Source organism: Methylocella sp. CPCC 101449 (assembly GCF_031921685.1).
Lineage (GTDB): Bacteria > Pseudomonadota > Alphaproteobacteria > Rhizobiales > Beijerinckiaceae > Terripilifer.
The window spans coordinates 964127-983182 of sequence record NZ_JAPDHU010000002.1 but is presented as its reverse complement, the minus strand read 5'-3'; the positions used below and the strand labels follow the sequence as shown (position 1 = coordinate 983182).

Genomic DNA, 19056 nt, shown 5'->3' with positions numbered 1-19056 from the left:
TTCACTCCATCCGCGCCCGGAACAGAATGGCCGAAGCGGTTAAAGTCACCGAGGCGATGATGACCAATGGCCAGGTATTGGACAGGACATCCAATGCCGGCATGGCTTTGAGAAAAACGCCTTCACTGACGATGAGAAAATGTTTCGGCGGATTGGCCTGTGCCAAGATCTGCAACCAGCCCGGCATGTTGTCGACCGGGCTGGCATAGCCCGACAGCAAAGTCGCCGGCACCGTCACCAGGAATACGCCGAGAAAAGCCTGCTGCTGCGTCTGCGCCAAAGACGAGACCAACATGCCGACGCCGACAAGTGCCAGCAGATAAAAGGTGAGCGCCAGATAGAACAAAGTGATCGAGCCTGTCAGCGGCACGCCGAAGGCAAAGGGGATCAGGATCAGATAAAGCGAGGCGTTGAACAGGCCGACGAGGAATGGCGGCACCATTTTGCCGATCAGGATTTCATGGACACGCAACGGCGAAACCATGAGCTGGTCGAACGTGCCGAGTTCCCGCTCGCGCGCCACAGATAGCGCCGTGATGCCAAGACCGGAGACGGTGCTGATGATGACGATCAGCGCCGGCATGGTGAACCATAGATAGTCGAGGTTCGGATTGAACCAGTTGGTGAGGACGGACTGTGAACGTCGGCTGGCGGTGGCTGGCGCCAGCGAAGCGCCCATTTCGCCGGCGATGCGCTCGATATAACCGGAGACGATCTGCGCGGCATTGGAGCGACGGCCGTCGAAAATGGCTTGAATGGTCACAGGACGGCCGGCTTCGATATCGGCGCTGAACCGTTGATCGATCGAGACGGCGACGATGACGCGCTGATTGTCGATGGCGCTCCGCAATTCTTTCGGCGAGCGGATCCAGACGAGGCCGCGAATGTTGGGGCTGCCAGAGAGCCGCTGTACGAATTCCGTACTCCATGCACCGCTGTCGCGATTGTAGACGCCAACGTCGATGTTCTTGACTTCCAGCGTGGTGGCGAAGCCGAGAACAAATAATTGCACGAGCGGTGGCACCACCAGAATGACGCGGGCTCTGGGATCGCGCAGGATCGCCCACATTTCCTTGACGATGAGCGCATAAATGCGGCCCCACATCAGGCAATCCTCCGGCGGGTCGCGCGGATGGCGAGCAGGAAGAAGAAAGCCCCGAAGCCGAGCAGGACCGCGATATTGCGCAGGAACAGCCCCCAGAGATCGCCGACCGCGAACACCGTCTGCAAGGGCGGAATGACATAGCGCGCCGGCACGACATAGGTGATGAACTGGATGATGCGCGGCATAGACGAGATTTCGAACAGGAAACCCGACAGCAGCATGGCCGGCAGGAAGGCCGAGAGAAGCGCGACCTGACTGGCGACGAACTGGTTCTTGGTGACGGCGGAAATGAGCAGCCCTTGGCCGAGTGCCGGCACCAGAAAGGCTGAGGCGATGGCGAGCAAGGCCAGAGCAGAGCCGAGAAACGGTACGCCGAAAATGAAGATCGCGATCAGCGTGCAGATGGTCATCGAGCACAGACCGAGAATGAAATAGGGAATGACCTTGGTGGCCAGAAACTCGGCCATGCCGATGGGAGTCGCCAGGAGTGCCTCCATCGTGCCGCGTTCCCATTCGCGCGCGACGACCAGGGCGGTCAGCAGCGTGCCGATCATCGTCATGACGATGGCGATCGAGCCCGGCACCAGGAAATAGCGGCTGGTTAATTCCGGGTTGAACCAGAAGCGCTGGGCGAGGCTGATCGGCGGGAGCGGCTGCACGCCGCGTTCGTCCGCAAGGCCCGCTGCCCAACTGGCGCGGATGCCCTCGGCATAAGCGGCGACGAAGCCCGCGGTATTCGGCATCGAGCCGTCGGTGATGACCTGGATCGAGGCTGGATCGCCGCGACTGTCGAGGCGGCGGCCAAAGTCGGGCGGAATGACGATGATGCCGCGAATGTTGCCGGCGACAAGATCGGCCTTCAGCGAGGTGACATCGCGACTGCCTGTAACATCGAACCAGGTGGAACGTTCATAAGCGGTGGCGAGGCTGCGGGCCTGGGCGCCGGTATCCTGCAAGGCAAGACCGATCTTGATCCGCGTGGTATCGAGCGAGACGCCGTAGCCGAAAAGAAACAGCAGGATCATCGGCAACACGAAGGCGATGAGAAAGGTCGAGGGATCGCGTACGATCTGCAGCGTTTCCTTGACGAGGAGCGCGATGAAGCGTTGCCGGTTGAAGGCGCTCATCAGGCGGCCTCCCGTTGCTTGTCGGATTCTTCGATCAAGGTGATGAACGCGTCTTCCAGGGTCGGATCGTCAAGCCCGGCCTTTTCCGTCGCCTGCGTCTTGAGGTCGTCGGGCGTGCCGATGGCGATTTCCTCGCCGCGATAGATCAAGGCGATGCGGTCGCAATATTCCGCCTCGTCCATGAAATGGGTGGTGACGAGGACGGTGACACCATGTTCGACGAGGCCGTTGATATGGGTCCAGAATTCGCGCCGCACGATCGGGTCGACGCCCGATGTCGGCTCGTCGAGAAAAAGGACCGGCGGCTGATGCATGACGGCGCAGGCCAGCGCCAAGCGCTGTTTGAAACCCAACGGCATGGTGCCGCTGTTGACCGAGAGATAGTCCTTGAGATGAAAAATCTCGACGACCCGTTCGATCGCCTCGCGCTGCCGTGTGCCAGTGAGGCCATAGACGCCGGAAAAGAAATTGAGGTTCTGCTGAACGCTGAGGTCGCCGTAGAGCGAGAATTTCTGCGCCATATAGCCCAGCGATTGACGCGCCTCGGCGCGTGCCTTGCGCAGATCATGGCCTGCCACTTGGCCGCCGCCGGAGGTTGGCGTCAGCAGACCGCAGAGCATTTTGAACGTGGTCGACTTGCCGGCGCCGTTGGGGCCGAGCAAACCGAAGATCTGGCCGCGCGGCACCGAAAAGCTGATGTTGCTGGCGGCGGTGAAGGCGCCGAATTGCTTGGTCAGGCGCTCGGCGACGATCGCCGGTTCCTGCGTTTCGGGAATACTGCGATAGGCCTGGGCCAGTGCGCTGGTGCCCGGCGGTCCGCCGCCTAAAATGTCGACGAAGGCATCTTCAAAACGCGGCGTCGTCGTTTCGATCCGGCAATCAGCGGCAGCGCCGATGGCTGTAGGCGTAGGCGCGCCGACATCGGGCTTCATCACCAGCCGCAGGGATGCGCCCTGGATCGTGCCGTCGGTGACGTCCTTGTCGTTGAGCGCGCGCTCCAGCAGCTTGCGACGTCCATCAGCACCCGCGAAGACGCCATAGACGCGCCCTTCGATGCGGCCGGTGAGGCGCGCCGGCTCGCCCGCATAGAGCAGTTTTCCTTCGTTGAGCAGAAACACCGTGTCGCATTTTTCGGCTTCGTCGAGATAGGCGGTCGACCAGAGCACGCCGATGCCTTCGCCGGCGAGATTGCGCACCATGGCCCAAAGTTCGCGCCGCGAGACCGGATCGACACCGACGCCGGGCTCGTCAAGCAAAAGCAGTTTCGGCGCTTTCACCATGGCGCAGGCGAGACCGAGCTTCTGTTTCATGCCGCCCGAGAGCTTGCCGGCAAGCCGCGCGCGGAACCGCTCGAGATCGGTGAAGGCGAGCAGTTCGCGAAAGCGCGCGTCTCTTTCGCTCGCCGGCAATCCTCTGAGATTGGCATAGAGCGAGAGGTTTTCGATGACGCTCAAATCCTCGTAGAGGCCGAAGCGCTGCGGCATATAGCCGATGGCGGCATGGTCGGCATCGACGGCCGGCAGGTTCTGCACTTCGACCGTACCGCCATCGGGGTCGAGCAGGCCGGCGAGTAATCGGATCAACGTCGTCTTGCCGGCGCCATCGGGGCCGACGAGCCCGGTCATGCGCCCGGCGACGATGTCGATGGAAACAGTGTCGAGGGCAGGAGGGCCGTCCTTGGCGAAGCGTTTGGTGACTTCATGTGCGGTGGCGACCGGGCCGTCCATGTCATGGGCCTCCATCTTACCGACCTGCCGGCCGCGCATCCGGAATGGTGACGGTGACGGGTTGGCCCTGGCGCAGGGCATCGTCGGGATCGGTGATGATGATGCGCAGGCGGTAGACAAGGTCGGTGCGCAGGCTTTCGGTCTGCACCGATTTCGGTGTGAACTCCGCCGTCGGCGAGATGAAGCCGATGGTGCCGCGATAGAGCTTCGGATTGCTATCGCTTTTCACCCGCGCCTCCATGCCGGGTGAGATGCGGCCGAGATCGGGTTCCGACACATAGGCGCGCACGCGCAATGGCCGATCGATGGTGAGGGTGAAAACGGATTCGCCCATCTGAACGATGGCGCCCGGTTCGCGCGCCCGCGTCAGGATCGTGCCTGAGGACGGAGCCTTGAGTGTCGTATCGGCGAGATCGGTCTGCGCCTTGTCGCGCTGTGCGACGGCGGCGGCATATTGCGCCTCTGCCGAAGCGACATCTTCCTTCCGGAAACCAGCGCGCATCAGCGACAGCGACTGTTCGGCGGCGGCTAGGCGGGCTTGGTCGGCTTTGAATTGCGCTTCCGAGAGATCGTATTGCGCCTGGCTGACCGTGCCTGTCTTGAAGAGCTGCGAGCGGCGTTCGAAATCCTGGCGGGTCTGCACCAGCGAAGCACGTCGTTCGGCGACGCTCGCTTCCGCCTGGGCGATGTCCTGCGGCCGATTACCGGCGCGGCGCTTGTCGCGTTCGGCACCGGCGACATCGACCTGCGCTTGCGCGGCATTCAGCGCATCGGTCAGCGGCTTGGGATCGAGTTGCGCCAGAACGGTTCCCGCTTCCACATGCGCGCCTTCCTCCACCGGCATGGCGGCGATGCGGCCGGGCACGCGGAAGCCGAGATCGACGGAGCGGATATCGACATTGCCGTAAAGGGTAAGAGGACCGCCTGCCTGCGGCGCCAGGAAGCCGAACCCGTGGGTGACATAGGCGGCGATGGCCAGCGCCGCGAGCAGCACGAGGATGATGAGCCGTGTTCTCATGGCAAGGTCCTCATGGCAGGTCCGCGATGTTGCAGGAGAGGATTGCCCGGCAGTGGGCATGAACCGCGCGGCGGATTTTCGCAGCGTGAACAGGATCAATGTCGTCCCATTCCATGAAGCGCAGCGCGGTGGCGCGCGCGACGCGGAAGACAACGATCTGACCGAGAATGCTGACCACCTTGAGACGCGCGTCTTCCCGGCTCCAGCGGCCATTGCCGTAGTGCTCGACAAGCGCGATCACACGGCCAGCGACCCGATCGAAGATGTGCCGATAGAGAATTTGAAAGGCTTCGGTCGGCTCCATCTGCTCGCGCACGATGAAGCGCGCCCAGGCCGCGCTCTGTGGGTTGAGCATCAGGCCGAGCATGCCGTCGACCACGGTGAGGATATGGGGGAGGGCTTCTTCGGGCTTGATCTTGTCGATCGAGGGAAGGAGAGCGAGGGCCGGACCCAGACCGCTCTCGATCTTTTCGGCAATGTGCCGGGCGGTGGCGAGATAGAGCCCTTCCTTGCCGCCATAGTGATAGGTGATCGACGACATGGCGGTGCCCGCAACTGCGGCCAAGGCGCGGGTGCTGACCCCTTCGAGGCCCTTCCGACCGAAAAGATCAACGGCCGTCTCCAACAGTCGATCGTTCGTTGGGGCGGGGAGAGGCTGTTTCGGCTTTTGGGGCGTCTTGCTCATGCCTGACTACTAGTTCGTTCGAACGAACTAGTCAACGAGTACGTTTATGGAGCGGCCTGGAGCCTTCGCTCAGGCGGGATTGAGCAAACTCAGAACGAGCATTGCGGAAGCGGAAAAGACGAGGAGCGATGCCAGCGGAAGAACGATGGCGGTTCGGCGAAAGCCCTTGGCATTCAGCCCCATTGCCACAAGGGGCGCGAGCAGAAGCATCGGAATGCCGGCGTAAAAGGACGCCTGGTACAGCAGCATGGCCCAACGTTTTTTCAGCGGGTCAGCGGGCCATTGCGCGAACCCGAGCGCGAAGGGGGACATGTACCAGAGAAGGCCGAAGAGAATTCCGATCGCGATCATGGTGGCGATGTAGAGGCCGAACCAAAAGCGGCCGGTTTGATCGGTGGACTTGATACTACGGCTCACGAACCCGCCCGCTCGGCGGCCTTGGCGGCATTCCAGAGCGCGTCCATTTCTTCGAGCGTGGCATCGGTGGGCTTGCGCCCTTGATCGTGCAAGGCGGCTTCGATGAAAGCGAAGCGGCGGGCGAATTTGGCGTTGGTCGTCCGCAGCGACGCTTCCGGGTCGGCATCGGCGTGGTGGGCCAGATTGACGACGGCGAACAGAAGATCGCCGATCTCAGCCGCAATCGCAGAGGCGTCGCCACCATCTAGCTCGGCGTCGATCTCGTCGCATTCCTCGCGGATCTTGGCGAGCACCTGGCGCGCGTCGTTCCAATCGAAGCCGACGGCACCGGCCTTCTGTTGTAATTTGAGCGCGCGGGTCAGCGCGGGCAGGGGTGTCGGTACGCCGTCGAGAACGCTGGCCGGTTTAACCTCCGACGCAAGACCGGCGGCGGCGCGTTCGCGCGCCCGCAGAGCTTTTTCCTCGGCCTTGATCTCCGACCAAAGTTTCTTGACTTCGTCGGGCGGCAGGTCGCGCGCGGCGCCGAAGACATGCGGATGGCGGCGGATCATTTTGGCGGTGATGGCTTCGACCACGGCGGGAAAGTCGAAGGCGCCGCGTTCTTCGGCCATGCGGGCGTGGAACACCACCTGCAGCAGCAAGTCGCCGAGTTCGTCCTTCAGATCTGCGAGGTCGCCGCGTTCGATCGCGTCGGCGACTTCATAGGCTTCCTCGATCGTGTAGGGCGCGATCGAGGCGAAGTCTTGTTCCAGATCCCAAGGGCAGCCGCCATCGGGATTGCGGAGCTGCGCCATGATGGCAAGGAGATCGGCGATGTCACGCGAGGGTTTCATGCGAGGCACTTGTGCTTTGACCGTGCGCTCTTCTCAAAGCAAAACGCGCCGCAGGGCAAGTGCGGCGCGTTGAATTTAATCGAAGCCTCAAGTGATCAGGCGAGACCGATCGACACAGCTTCACGGCCCTTCGGCGTTTCGACCACACGCATGGTCACCGCCTGGCCTTCGACCAACTGGGTGATGCCGGCCGGACGCAGGGTCGAGATGTGAACGAACACATCCTTGCCGCCGTCATCACTGGCGACGAAGCCGAAGCCCTTGGTCATGTCGAACCACTTGACCTTGCCGCCGAGTTCCACTGCCGTCGACGGATCGGGACCGCGGCGTTGGCCGCCGAAGCCACCACCACCGCCGCCACGGTCTCCGCCACCGCCACGCGGACCGTCGAACGAACGGGCCGGACGCGGGGACGTATCCGCGGTGGACAGATCGACCTCAAGTACGCGGGTCACTTGCATGCCCTTGGCGCCTTGCGCGGTCGTTACTTTCAGCTTGGCGCCCGGAGGCACGGTCTCATAACCGGCCTGTTGGAGCTGGCCGATATGCAGAAACGCATCGCCGGACCCGTTGCCGAGCTCGACGAAACCAAAGCCCTTGTCGCCCTTGAACCATTTCACAGTGGCGTCGACTGTCGGGGGAGCTACGCCACCGAAGTCCGGGGGCGGGAACGGCGAGCCGCCGCCGAACTGTGATCTCGGCTGACGCATCGGCGGAAAATCCATCGGTCCGTCATCGTCAAAGCCCCGCCGCCTGGGTCTAAAATCCTTACCTTTGCTCATCGTGTTCTCGTCAGTCTCCGCCAAACAGGCCGCCAGCCTGTAATTTCGTAAGCGCGCGAGCCGACGCTCGGTCGAAACGGGTGTTTCGAACCGCTGGTTCTGCATCATGCGGGTCAACGAAGTGACCGCGAAAATGTGTTGTCAAAACCGGACCTGCCGCGCCTACGAAACATGAGTGTAGCAGGCCCCTTTGGATTCCGCCATCTGTCCACAATAATTATTTTGCTCTACGCAGTTCCGCGACACAAAATATTCGCATTCCGGGGAATCTCTCCGACGAAAGATGCAAGGCTGTCTGATAGAAGCCTGCGTGTGCGGCACAATTCGTATCGTTGATGAATGTTGGGATCGACACAGCCAAACATGGAGCCGTGGTCCTGAGGTCCGTTTGTTACCTAACTTAGAGGCCAATTGCCGTCCGACCATCATTCCCCTGTCATTGATCTGACCTAAGGGCGTCGCCGTCGAATCGGACTTGCCGTGAAGGTGCTAAGTCATTGCGAGGGCCGAATATCTTGAAAAATAGCGGATTTTTGCGGTTGGAATTCGTATAAGCTAAAGATATGGGTTATTGATTTTATCAGTTTGGTGAGCTAGCAGACCGGGGCGCCTTACAGGGAGGAGCCCCCAATGAAGTTCATTCACGCCGTCTGTGCCGCCATCCTATCCGCCGCCCTCTGTCTGCCGCTGTCGGCCCAGGCGCAGAATTTTCCGGATCGCCCGATCAAGCTGGTGGTGCCGTTCGCCGCCGGCGGCGTGGTCGATATTTCCGGACGCATGATCGCCAAATCCCTGGCCTCGCAATTGGGCAAGCCGGTCGTGGTCGAAAACAAGCCGGGCGGCTTTGGCATGATCGCGGCAGAGAGCGTCGCGAAAGCCACGCCCGACGGTTATACGCTGCTCATCGACGCGCAGGGCCTCGTCATGAATCCGAGCTTGCGCAAGGCGCCCTATGATCCCTTGGCCGATCTCGAACCAGTCGGGCAGATCATGAGCATGCCCTTCACCGTCGGCGTCAACCCGAAGCTCGGGTTGAACAGCCTGCAAGACCTCGTCGCCTACGCCAAGAAAAACCCGGGCAAGCTCAACGCGGCTTCGTCCGGCACGTCTTCCCAGCTCGCTGTGGCGCTGTTCGGCTTGAAAACCGGCATCGATTTCCAGGTGATCTCCTATCAGGGCGCGGCGCCCGCCGCGACGGCGGTGATCAGCGGCGAGAGCGACTTCATCGTCCTCGACCTCGCCAATCTTTCCCAGCACATCACCTCCGGCGGCGTGAAGGGACTGGCCGTCACCGGCGATACACGCGTCGAAGGTTTCCCGGATATTCCAACCGTCAGCGAATTGGGCATGCCCGACTTCGACATCACCAGTTGGTTCGCCGTGTTCCGCCCAAAGAAGGTGCCGGCTGACGTGGCGGCGCTTCTCGAAAAGGCTTTCATCAACGCCGTGCAATCGGAAGAGATGCAGCGTTACATCCGTGAGCGCAGTGCCCGGCCGAGCAAATTGGACCGCGCCAGGTTCTCGGAAGCCTATGCCAACGAGGTCGCTCTTTGGGCGCGAGTCGTGCGCGAGGCGAACATCAAGGCGGATTGATCCGCCTTCGTCGCCCCAAAATCATCAAAAGCTGCTCGCAACCGGGCAGGGCTGCCGGGGAGCGAGCCGATCATGTCAAATATTCTAGCGCGGGCTTTGCGCACCACTGACGGTCAATCGGGATTGGTCTTCATGGCCGTCGGCATCATCGCCGTCGTCGGCGCGTCGCAATATCCGATCGGAACGCTGGCCCGCATGGGACCGGGGTTCTTTCCGCTGTGTCTCGGCGTCATGCTGATCGTCGTCGGATTGATCAGTCTGGCTGGATCGCTGCGCTCCGACGACGTGATCGCCGAGCCGGTATCGGTTCGGGCTTTGGTCGTGATCACTTTGGCCGTCGTGGTATCGGCTCTGCTCCTGCTCCAGGCAGGGCTCCTGGTCGCCATCCCAGCACTGGTCATCATCTCCGCTTTCGCCTCGCCCAGCGTCAAATGGCTGCCCTTGCTGGTCACGACGGTGGTGCTGACGGCGCTCGCCTATGGCGTGTTCGTCTGGGGGCTGAACATGCAAATTCCGCTCGTGTGGTGGTGAGACATGGACCTGCTTGCCAATCTCGAACTCGGTTTCGGCGTCTCCCTCAGCCTCGGCAATCTGTTCTATTGCTTCGTCGGCGTTCTGCTGGGCACGGCGATCGGCGTATTGCCCGGTCTTGGGCCGATGGCGACGATCGCCATGCTGCTGCCGATGACCTATGCGCTCGATCCGATCACCGCGCTCATCATGCTCGCCGGTATTTATTATGGCGCCCAGTATGGCGGATCAACGACCGCCATCCTGATCAATCTGCCGGGCGAAGCCTCGGCGGTGGTGACCGCCATCGACGGCCATAAGATGGCACAGCAGGGCCGGGCGGGTGTCGCACTGGCCGTGGCGGCGCTGGCCTCGCTTTTTGCGGGCACCATTTCGACAGCGGTCATCGCCGGTTTTTCGCCCATACTGGCGTCGCTCGCTCTGTCGTTCCGCTCGCCCGAATATTTCTCGCTGATGATCTTGGGGCTGATCGCCGCCGTCATCCTGGCGCATGGGCCGATCCTGCGCGCCATCGCCATGGTGCTGATCGGTCTGTTGCTCGGGTGTATCGGTGTCGACGTGAATTCCGGCGTGGCGCGTTTCACCTTCGGTGCATTGGAATTGAGTTCCGGTATCGATTTCGTCGCCATCTCCATGGGCATTTTCGCTTTCGCTGAAATCATCGCCCATGTTCGCGACAAGACCACGGGAAGCCCCAAGCTTTATGAGGTAACGAGCCTTTGGCCGACCCGGCAGGACGTGAAACGTTCGGCGCCGGCGGCGGTTCGTGGCACGCTGTTGGGATCGCTCCTGGGTCTGATGCCGGGCGGCGGGGCAACGCTGGCCTCCTTCTCCGCCTATTCGGTGGAGAAGCGCGCGTCCAAGCGGCCGCAGGAGTTTGGGCAGGGCGCCATCGAGGGCGTGGCCGGCCCTGAGGCGGCCAACAATGCCGCCGCGCAGACCTCGTTCATTCCAATGCTGACCCTGGGCATCCCGGCCAATGGCGTGATGGCGCTGATGATGGGCGCCATGATGATCCACAATATCGCGCCGGGGCCGCAGATCCTGACCCAGAACACGCAATTGTTCTGGGCGCTCGTCACTTCGATGTGGATCGGCAATTTCATGCTGATCGTGCTCAACCTGCCGATGGTCGGGCTGTGGGTGAAGCTGATCTCGATTCCCTATCGCTATCTCTATCCGGCCATTCTGGTCTTCTGCGTCATCGGTATTTTCAGCATCGACAACCAGACCTTCCAGATTTTCGTCGCCGCCGGGCTCGGGGTGGCCGGCTATTTCCTGGCACGCCTGAAATGCGAAATGGCGCCGCTGCTGCTGGGCTTCGTTCTGGGGCCGATGCTGGAAGAAAACTTCCGCCGCTCGATGCAAATTTCGCGGGGCAATTTGAGCATATTCGTCACCCAGCCGATTTCCGCCTGCGTGCTCGCCGTGGCGCTCGTCCTGCTGATCGTCGTGCTGTCGCCCCGGATGCGTCGTAAGCGGGAGGATGTTTTCGCCGAATCCTGAGCGTATAAGCTCCGTGACGCTAGACCTCGGAGCACCACCATCGACGCTGATCCGCCGCCCCAGGCGCTGGACTTCATTCAGGCGCATTTTCCGGTGATGCCGGTGCCAACCGTGCCGGAGATCAGCCTGCACAAGGCTGGGCCGAAGAGCGGCTTGTGGCGTTTGGCCGAGATGGACCGGAAGTTTGGCACGCCCTATTGGGCGCACCACTGGGGCGGGGGCCTGGCTCTCGCGCGCTACGTTCTCGATCATTCCGAGATCGTCTCCGGTCGCTCCTTGTTGGATCTGGGGGCCGGATCCGGCTTGGTCGGCATCGCGGCCGCCAAGGCAGGCGCGCGGACAGTAACCTGTGCCGACACGGATACCTATGCCGTGGCGATGACGCAGTTGAACGCCGCTATCAACGGCGTACACGTTGCGACAGTTTTAGGCGATCTGACGGCTGGCGCTCCGCCTGACGTCGAGACCGTTCTCGTCGGCGATCTGTTCTACGAGCGCGACCTGGCGCGGCGTGTCACGGCCTTTCTCGATCGATGTCTGGGCGCTGGTATCGACGTGCTGATCGGCGATCCCTGGCGGGCCTTTCTGCCGCAGACGCGGCTGCGTCTGTTGGCGGAATATCCGGGGCCGGATTTCGGCGATGGCGGCGGCACCGCGCATAGGAGCAACGCGGTGTTCGCCTTCACAGCCGAAGCGCGCGACTTCACATGATGAAGCGGCCGCGCAGCTCTTCGAATTTTTGAATCTGGTCGGCCAAGAGTTCGCGGCTCTCATCCCGGCCCATGAAGACTTTGAACATCACATGGCCATCGAGGTTCAGAAACTGGACCGAGAGCGAACGTCGCCCGAAGAAAAGCCGGTCGACGAAGGCAATGGCTTTGCAACGGTCGGCGCGAATATGTCCGCTGATGGGCGACTGGCCGTGAACGTTGAAATAGCCGCGTCCGCTGCTGCCGGGGGGCAGGGTGCCTTTCGTCTCGAAGACGCCGTCAGCGGAATGGACGATGAATACGATCGGGCCGAATGCGCTGAGATGCGACCACACGTCCTCGAAACCCTCGCCCGGCGCGAAAGCAACCTGTTCCTTCGGTAAAGCTTCCAGAACGGTTCGCATGGTGACGCCGCAGGACTCCGCAACGCTCTCGAGAACGCCATCCGGTCGGGCCGCGATGGCATCTTTGACACGTCGTGCCTGCTCTTCAGCGATCGATAAAGAGAGCGTGGCGGTCATCGCACGCTCTCGGGTTGCTTCGCGTGGGCTTCCAGTTGCTGGATGACATCGAAGCCTTCGAATTCCGGATGGCCGATGATCGTCGGCTGGCTGTTGCCCGCCCGCTTGTGGGAGGCCGCAAACTGAGCCGATTGCACCCAGGCGTCGAAATGCTGCCGGGTCCGCCAAAGCGTATAGGACGAGAACAGAACGTGGTCCGGCTTCTCAGCGCCACGCAGGAGCTGAAAGGTCATGAAACCTTCCATCTCATGGAGATAGGATTCCCGCTTCAGCCAGGTCGCTTCAAAATCGTTCGCGCGCTCCGGAATGACGCGGAATCTGTTCATGGCAACGAACATGTTTTTCTCCCTTATTTGTATTACCAGCGAACAGTCGCATTGAGAGCGAATGTGCGGCCCGGCGCGCGGTAGAGTTCGAGGATGGGGTTGGTCGCCAACAATCCACGGACGTCCTGCGCCACGAAATATCTCTGGTTGAAGATATTGTAGACGTTGAAGTTGAACGAAATATTCGGCGTCGGGTTGTAGAATAACGTGAAGTCAGTGGTCGTCCAACCCTGCGGCTTGTAGATCGCGGCTGCGCTCACCCGGTTCTTGGCGCCGGCGAAGCGCTGGCGAACCTCGGCGCCCCAGAGCGTCGAAGGCTCATAGCGGACGCCGACAAGACCCGTGATCGGATCTACGGAGTCGATCGGCATGCCGGTCGACGTATCGCGGCCTTGCTGGAACGCCACATTGGCGAACAGCGACCAATCGGTCGAGACCTTCAGCGTGCCCTTGCCTTCAAAGCCCCAGATGGTGACGCGCGGCAGGTTCCGATACTGGAACTGCTGCAAGCCGCCAGGGGAGATGCCGAGCAGGACGGATTCGATGAAGTTCTGATAGACGTTGTAGAAGGCGTTGACCTGGAAGCTCGATCCATTGTCGAAGCGGCCCCGCAGACCAGCCTCGAACCCGTCGCTGGTTTCGGGCTTCAGCGAGAAGTTCGGCAGGATTTGGTAGCCGAAGGCCGGATTCGAATAGGCGAAATTCGCATTGTCATAGGGCGGTGCGCGGAAGCCTCGCGCATACTGGCCATAGAGCCGATACTGGTCCGTCAGATCGTAGGTGATGCCAAATTTTGGTGAGATCGCGACGGTATTGAGCCTGTCGACCTGGAAGTTGGCCAGGTTGGAATTGGCGAAAGCCTGATCGGGTTTCGGCGTCAGCTTCAAATAGTCGGCGCGCAAAGCGGGAATGAAGCGCCAGCGGCCCCATGAGATGGTGTCCTGAAGATAGGCTGCCATCTGCAAGGTTTCTGTGTCGGGAAAATTCTTGTTCGGAAACGTTTCGAGGCCGACGAAGCGTGTCGTCGCACCGGTCAAGAGGTTGGTTTCCGTGCGGTCGCGCGGGCGGGCGGTCGTCGTATAGTCGATGGAGGCGCCGTAGATGAACTTGTGGTTCCAGTCGCCCCAGTTGCGTTGCGCCTCCAGTTGCACTTCGGCGCCGTAGATCTTCTGTTTGAAGTCGAAGTCCGAGAAGCGGTAGCGGTTGGGGATCGTCGAGGGCGCGCCGGTGACGCGGCCCTGGCGCGTCAGCTCCTGCCGATCGACCTCGGTGTAATAGACCATGGTCTTGATCGAATCGGCGATGCCCCAGGTGACGGGCAGAGACCAATCAAAGCTGATACGTGGACGGATGGTGCGATCTTCGCCGCGTGAGCCCAAGACCGCCGAGCTGAGTTCGGTGAGAAGATTGGTGTCGAGCGTCTTATGGGTCAGTTCGGCCGTCAGACGGAACCGTCCCCATTCGCCCGCGTCATAGACCATCTTTCCGAGCACGCTATGGGCCGTGTAATTCTGCGGATTGGCCTTGCGATAGGTGTTCGGCGTGACTTCGTGACCGTTGCGATGGGTGTAGATCAGCAAGGTTTCGAGCTGGCCAACCTTGCCGGCGCCGGTCACGGTTTGAGCGAACGAACGGTCGGTGGAATCATAAGCCACCTTGCCGCTGACGAACCAGTTGCGCGGGCTGAACAACAGATAATCGGCCGGGTCTTTGGTCACATAGGAGACGACGCCGCCGATGGCGTCGCTTCCATAGAGAGCGGACGCGGGACCGCGGATGATTTCCACCTGTTTGAGCGTGTCGAAATCGACGAAGTCGCGCGTATAGGTGCCAGCGCCATAGTTGGAGCTTGGATAATCGGGAACCTTGATGCCGTCGACCTGCAGGCGGACACGGTTCTCGCCAATGCCGCGAATGACGTAGTTCGTCGAGCCAGTCCGTGACGGCTGATTACCGACGGAAATGCCCGGTTCGTCGCGCACGAGATCGCGCGGCGACTGAATGTTCTTCTGATCCAATTCGGTGCGTTCGCGAACCGACACGGTGGCCGGCGTATCATAGATCTTGGTTGGACCGCGTTCCGCCGAGACGGTGATCTCATCGAGTTCGGTGAGCGGTGCTCCAGTGTTTTGCGATTGTGCCGCGACCGATGTCGCGGACAGACAGGTCGCCACGGCCACAAGCCATCTTCCCGTCTCTCTCTTCATACCTCTAGCCCCTTGCCGGAAACGGCGAGCAGCGCATTGCTCGCGAAATGTCAGCCTTGGGCCTCAAGATCAGAACAAGTATTTTGAGTCAATAAATCCTGAAAACATTGAATTTATACGAATTATAATAAGCCGTATATTTGATTTCAATAATTCTAAACTGAGAAAGCTCGCTGGTATTCTTGGCGTGGATTTCCTAAAGGAACGGAGAGGGTAGCGACGGGGATTTTGCGGACAGGACTTATGAAGCTCAGTGCAATCAAAGGCGCGCTCGCCGCCCTCGTATTTCTGAACGCCAGTGTGCTCGCTTACGCCGAGCGGCCAACGCGATTGGTTTCACTCGGCAGTTCGAACACGGAGATCATCTACGCGCTCGAAGCCGCTGACGCGGTGGTGGGTGTCGATTCCACCAGCCTGCTGCCGCCGCAAGCGCTCGCGACCAAAGCCAATGTCGGCTATCTCAGGGCACTCTCGGCCGAAGGTTTGATGGCGCTTCGTCCGGATATGGTGCTGACCTCGGCGGGGGCGGGGCCGCCGGAGGTTCTGGAGAATCTGCGCCGGGCCGGTATCAAGATCGTCAATCTGGATGATGTGGCGAGCGCCGAGTCGTTGCTTCACAGGATCGATGCCATCGGACAATTGATCGAGCGGGAGAGCGCCGCGCAGCGCCTGCATGCCGATGTCGCCCAGCGTTTCGAAAGCCTGACGGCGAGCGTCGCGAAAATTGCCAATCGCAAACGCGTTCTTCTGGTTTTGGGCATGCAGAGCGGGCGGGCGATGGTGGCTGGCCAGAAGACCGCCGCCGATGCGATGATCCATCTTGCCGGCGCGGTGAACGCCGGCGGCGGCATGGACGGCTACAAGCCGATGAGCGACGAAGCCATCGTCGCTGCTGCGCCCGACGTCATCATCTGGGCGCATCGGCCCGGCGAAGACGTGGTGAAAGATGTCTTCGCGCTGCCGGCTTTCGCCACCACGCCGGCCGCTACGACCAAGGCCATCGTTCACATGGACGCGGTCTATCTCTTGGGATTTGGTCCGAGCGCGCCCGATGCGGCAAAGGATTTGATGCGACAGATCTATGGGGACGGGACGGTTGCGAAATGACGGCTTATGCCGCCGTGACTGAAATCGCTCCCCTCCACCAGCGCCGCGCCCGCCGCGTCACGTATGGCGGGGGCTTGCGGCGGTGCTTCTGGTTCTCTCGGTTGTCGTGGCGCTGGCAACGGGGCCGGTCGCCATCCCAGTCGGCAGACTGCTGACGCTCGCGGTCTCTTGGATGACGGGCGAAACCGACGCATCCATGGCGCGCGATTGGCTCGTGCTGATGAACATTCGTCTGCCGCGCGTGCTGTTGGGGCTCCTGCTGGGCGGCGGTTTGTCAGTGGCCGGGGCCATCATGCAGGGGCTCTTCCGCAATCCGCTCGCCGATCCCGCCATCGTCGGCGTTTCCAGCGGCGCGGCTTTTGCCGCCGCCGCGACGATCGTCCTGGGCGACCGTCTGCTGCCGCTTTCACCCATGGTGATGCAGGGCTTCGTTCTGCCGTTCGCGGCCTTTCTCGGCAGCCTTCTGGTTGCCGCCGCGCTCTATGTCATATCGACCCGCGACGGGCAGACGTCGACGACGACCATGTTGCTGGCAGGCATCGCGGTTTCGGCCCTTGCCGCATCGGGCATCGGCCTGCTCATCTACATCAGCGACGACCGACAGCTCCGCGACATCACGTTCTGGACCATGGGCAGTCTCGGTGGCGCCAACTGGTGGAAAGTGTCGATCGCCGTCCCGGTCATCATCGTTCTGCTCGGCGCCTCGAAATTTCTCGCCAACGGCTTGAACGCACTGGCTTTAGGCGAGGCCGCCGCCTTTCACATCGGCCACCGCGTTCAACTGATCAAAGTGGCGTCGATCATCCTGATTGGGCTCACGACAGGGGTCGGTGTCGCTGCCGCGGGGGTGATCAGCTTCGTCGGCATTGTCGTGCCGCATCTCGTGCGCCTGGCGATCGGTCCCGACTATCGCAGCCTGTTGCCGATTTCGGCACTGCTCGGCGCCAGTCTGCTGGTCGCAGCCGATGCCTGCGCGCGGACGATCGTCGCACCGGCGGATCTACCCATCGGCATTCTCACCGCTTTGGTGGGCGCGCCCTTCTTCCTCTGGCTGCTTCTGCGCCGCGAAAGAGCGATCTGACCATGATCATCGAGGCAGAACGGCTCTGCTACTCGGTACGCGGCAAGACGATCGTCGAGAATGTCTCGCTGTCGATCGACAGGGGCGAACTGGTCGTCGTTCTCGGCCCCAATGGGGCCGGAAAAACCACGCTGCTGCGGATGTTGACGGGGGAATATAAACCGACGTTCGGTGTCGCCCGCCTGTCGGGCACCTCGATCGACACGATCGCGCCGATCGAATTGGCGCGCCGGCGTTCGGTGATGACGCAGGCCTCGCACCTGATGTTTCCGTATAGCGTTTTGGAGGTCATCGGTTTCGGTCTGCATGCGGCTAATCAATTGGCGCCGCAAACCGCGACGGCCGTCGAACGGGCGATCGACCTCGCCGATGTGCGTCATCTGATCGACCGAAACTATCAAACCCTGTCGGGCGGCGAACAGCAGCGCGTGCAATTCGCCCGGGCGGTCTGTCAAATCATCGCCTGCCGGCAAGAGGGGATCGACCAGGCGCTGTTGCTGGACGAGCCCACGTCGAACCTCGATCTTAAACATCAGATCATGATCATGAGCGCGGCCCGCGCGCTCTGTCGCGAGGGCGTGGCCGTCTGCGCGGTGCTGCACGACGTCAATCTGGCCGCCGCCTGCGCCGATAAAATCGTCATGATGAAAAATGGACGGGTACAACAGAGCGCACGCCCGTCCGAGGCCATCACGCCCACAACGATGCGGGAGACGTTCGACATCGATCTGACGGTTCTCCAGTCCGAGGCGAATGCGCGTCCTTATATCGTGCCGGACTATGGTGCGATCGGCCGGTTTTAGGTTGCGCTAACTCGCCTCGGCCGGTTTGAAACCGTAGGTCGCGCTCAGGCGTTCGCGCAGATAGGCGCCGGCGGTGATGTCGGGATAGCGGGCAGGGCGCCCGGCGGTGACGCAGCTTGGAATGGTTGAGACGCGCGCCGTGTCGTTGGCGTCAAGGAAGAAGGCGATCGAATAGCGATCGCGGCCCCGCGGATTGGTGACCCGGTGCGGCGTCGATTTGTAGACGTCATTGGTCCAGCGCATCAGGCAGTCGCCGATGTTGCAGACGAAGGCACCGGCCAGATAGGGCGCGGCGATCCAGTTGCCGTCACGATCGCGCACTTCGAGGCCGCCGGCATCGTCGGTGAGGAGAAGGGTCAGATTGCCGTAGTCCGTATGCTCACCGGCCCCATATTGGCCATTGGCGCGCGCAGTGGCCGGCGGATAGTGCAGCAGGCGTAGGGTGGCCATGGGGCGGTCGAGCTTGTCGTCGAAGAAATGGGGAGCGAGGCCGAGATCACGCGCGATCGGCCGGTGCAAGGCGACACCCAGACCCTGCACGCGCGCGAAATAGGCCAGCATCCGCTCGCGAAAATCGGGCAGGTCGGGCCAGAGATTGGCGGCGGCCATGCCTTCGACGCCGATATTGAAGGCTTCCTTGTCGTCGATATTCTTGTCGGGATCGAGCGCTTCGGTGCGCAGGCCGACATAGCCGCGGTTGGCCGATGAAGCGGAAATGGCGATCGCCTTTTTCGTGCTTTCGGGCAAGGCGAAGAAGCGGCGCGATTCCGCGAACAATAGATCGATATCGGCTTCCGTCAGCCCATGCCCGGTGAGGTAGAAAAAGCCGACCTCGCGACAAGCCTGCCCTAGTTCGGCCGCCAGTCGCTTCGCGCCGGCCTCAGTGGTGATGTCGCTCATGTCGATGACGGGGATCGTGGTCACGCGGCGGTTCCTCGAGCAGCCGATTCAGATGCTTGCCAGCGAGCAAGAAGCAG

19 protein-coding genes are annotated in these 19056 nt (G+C 61.6%); 7 read left to right on the top strand and 12 right to left on the bottom strand.

The features are described 5' to 3' along the window. Position 1: 1 nt before the first annotated feature. From OIM99_RS15480 to OIM99_RS15445, 8 genes are all read right to left on the bottom strand, one after another. Positions 2–1108 carry an ABC transporter permease gene (locus tag OIM99_RS15480; protein WP_311852269.1) on the bottom strand — a complete coding sequence of 369 codons (1107 nt, stop codon included), beginning with the start codon at positions 1106–1108 and terminating at the stop codon, positions 2–4. After that, on the bottom strand, positions 1105–2232 hold the full coding sequence (locus OIM99_RS15475) for an ABC transporter permease (RefSeq protein WP_311851323.1): 1128 nt from the start codon (positions 2230–2232) through the stop codon (positions 1105–1107). Before OIM99_RS15475 ends, OIM99_RS15480 begins: the two co-directional genes overlap by 4 nt. Beyond that, the gene (locus OIM99_RS15470; RefSeq protein ID WP_311851322.1) at positions 2232–3959 is read right to left on the bottom strand and encodes an ATP-binding cassette domain-containing protein; all 1728 of its coding nucleotides are present in this window, start codon (positions 3957–3959) and stop codon (positions 2232–2234) included. The genes OIM99_RS15475 and OIM99_RS15470 overlap by 1 nt, the downstream gene beginning before the upstream one ends. A gap of 16 nt (positions 3960–3975) precedes the next feature. Beyond that, complete coding sequence (gene hlyD / locus OIM99_RS15465) at positions 3976–4977, bottom strand: secretion protein HlyD (RefSeq protein ID WP_311851321.1); 1002 nt, start codon at positions 4975–4977, stop codon at positions 3976–3978. Between the two features lie 10 nt (positions 4978–4987). After that, positions 4988–5662: a CerR family C-terminal domain-containing protein gene (locus tag OIM99_RS15460; protein ID WP_311851320.1), complete on the bottom strand. Its 675-nt coding sequence runs from the start codon at positions 5660–5662 to the stop codon at positions 4988–4990. A 69-nt stretch (positions 5663–5731) separates the two neighbouring features. Then, a complete protein-coding gene (locus OIM99_RS15455; protein WP_311851319.1) occupies positions 5732–6079 on the bottom strand; it encodes a hypothetical protein in 348 nt (115 codons plus the stop codon). Next, positions 6076–6912, bottom strand: coding sequence for a nucleoside triphosphate pyrophosphohydrolase (gene mazG / locus OIM99_RS15450; protein ID WP_311851318.1), 837 nt, complete (start codon positions 6910–6912; stop codon positions 6076–6078). Before mazG ends, OIM99_RS15455 begins: the two co-directional genes overlap by 4 nt. Positions 6913–7007: 95 nt before the next feature. Further along, positions 7008–7694: a cold shock domain-containing protein gene (locus OIM99_RS15445; RefSeq protein ID WP_311851317.1), complete on the bottom strand. Its 687-nt coding sequence runs from the start codon at positions 7692–7694 to the stop codon at positions 7008–7010. Between the two features lie 630 nt (positions 7695–8324). On the opposite strand from OIM99_RS15445, the gene OIM99_RS15440 reads away from it, so the two are divergent. From OIM99_RS15440 to OIM99_RS15425, 4 genes are all read left to right on the top strand, one after another. After that, a complete protein-coding gene (locus OIM99_RS15440) occupies positions 8325–9287 on the top strand; it encodes a tripartite tricarboxylate transporter substrate binding protein (protein ID WP_311851316.1) in 963 nt (320 codons plus the stop codon). Positions 9288–9359: 72 nt separating this feature from the next. Next, a complete protein-coding gene (locus OIM99_RS15435) occupies positions 9360–9818 on the top strand; it encodes a tripartite tricarboxylate transporter TctB family protein (protein ID WP_311851315.1) in 459 nt (152 codons plus the stop codon). Between the two features lie 3 nt (positions 9819–9821). Further along, positions 9822–11324, top strand: coding sequence for a tripartite tricarboxylate transporter permease (locus tag OIM99_RS15430; protein ID WP_311851314.1), 1503 nt, complete (start codon positions 9822–9824; stop codon positions 11322–11324). 96 nt (positions 11325–11420) lie between these two features. Further along, positions 11421–12035: a 50S ribosomal protein L11 methyltransferase gene (locus OIM99_RS15425; protein ID WP_311851313.1), complete on the top strand. Its 615-nt coding sequence runs from the start codon at positions 11421–11423 to the stop codon at positions 12033–12035. Here the strand turns inward: OIM99_RS15425 and hutX are convergent. The 3 genes from hutX to OIM99_RS15410 are packed head-to-tail and all read right to left on the bottom strand — an operon-like array spanning position 12028 to position 15061. After that, positions 12028–12555 carry a heme utilization cystosolic carrier protein HutX gene (gene hutX / locus OIM99_RS15420; RefSeq protein ID WP_311851311.1) on the bottom strand — a complete coding sequence of 176 codons (528 nt, stop codon included), beginning with the start codon at positions 12553–12555 and terminating at the stop codon, positions 12028–12030. The two genes, OIM99_RS15425 and hutX, sit on opposite strands and share 8 nt — an antisense overlap. Next, positions 12552–12893, bottom strand: coding sequence for an antibiotic biosynthesis monooxygenase (locus tag OIM99_RS15415; RefSeq protein ID WP_311851310.1), 342 nt, complete (start codon positions 12891–12893; stop codon positions 12552–12554). The genes hutX and OIM99_RS15415 overlap by 4 nt, the downstream gene beginning before the upstream one ends. Positions 12894–12913: 20 nt before the next feature. Beyond that, positions 12914–15061, bottom strand: a complete 2148-nt coding sequence (locus OIM99_RS15410) for a TonB-dependent hemoglobin/transferrin/lactoferrin family receptor (protein ID WP_311851309.1) — start codon at positions 15059–15061, stop codon at positions 12914–12916. A gap of 270 nt (positions 15062–15331) precedes the next feature. Here OIM99_RS15410 and OIM99_RS15405 point away from each other — a divergent pair, with 270 nt between their 5' ends. From OIM99_RS15405 to OIM99_RS15395, 3 genes are all read left to right on the top strand, one after another. Next, positions 15332–16195: an ABC transporter substrate-binding protein gene (locus OIM99_RS15405; protein WP_311851308.1), complete on the top strand. Its 864-nt coding sequence runs from the start codon at positions 15332–15334 to the stop codon at positions 16193–16195. Between the two features lie 82 nt (positions 16196–16277). After that, positions 16278–17276, top strand: a complete 999-nt coding sequence (locus tag OIM99_RS15400) for an iron ABC transporter permease (protein ID WP_311851307.1) — start codon at positions 16278–16280, stop codon at positions 17274–17276. A gap of 2 nt (positions 17277–17278) precedes the next feature. After that, a complete protein-coding gene (locus OIM99_RS15395) occupies positions 17279–18079 on the top strand; it encodes a heme ABC transporter ATP-binding protein (RefSeq protein ID WP_311851306.1) in 801 nt (266 codons plus the stop codon). A 6-nt stretch (positions 18080–18085) separates the two neighbouring features. Here the strand turns inward: OIM99_RS15395 and OIM99_RS15390 are convergent, their stop codons facing one another. Further along, the gene (locus tag OIM99_RS15390) at positions 18086–19003 is read right to left on the bottom strand and encodes a 2-oxoglutarate and iron-dependent oxygenase domain-containing protein (protein WP_311851305.1); all 918 of its coding nucleotides are present in this window, start codon (positions 19001–19003) and stop codon (positions 18086–18088) included. Positions 19004–19056: the final 53 nt, after the last annotated feature.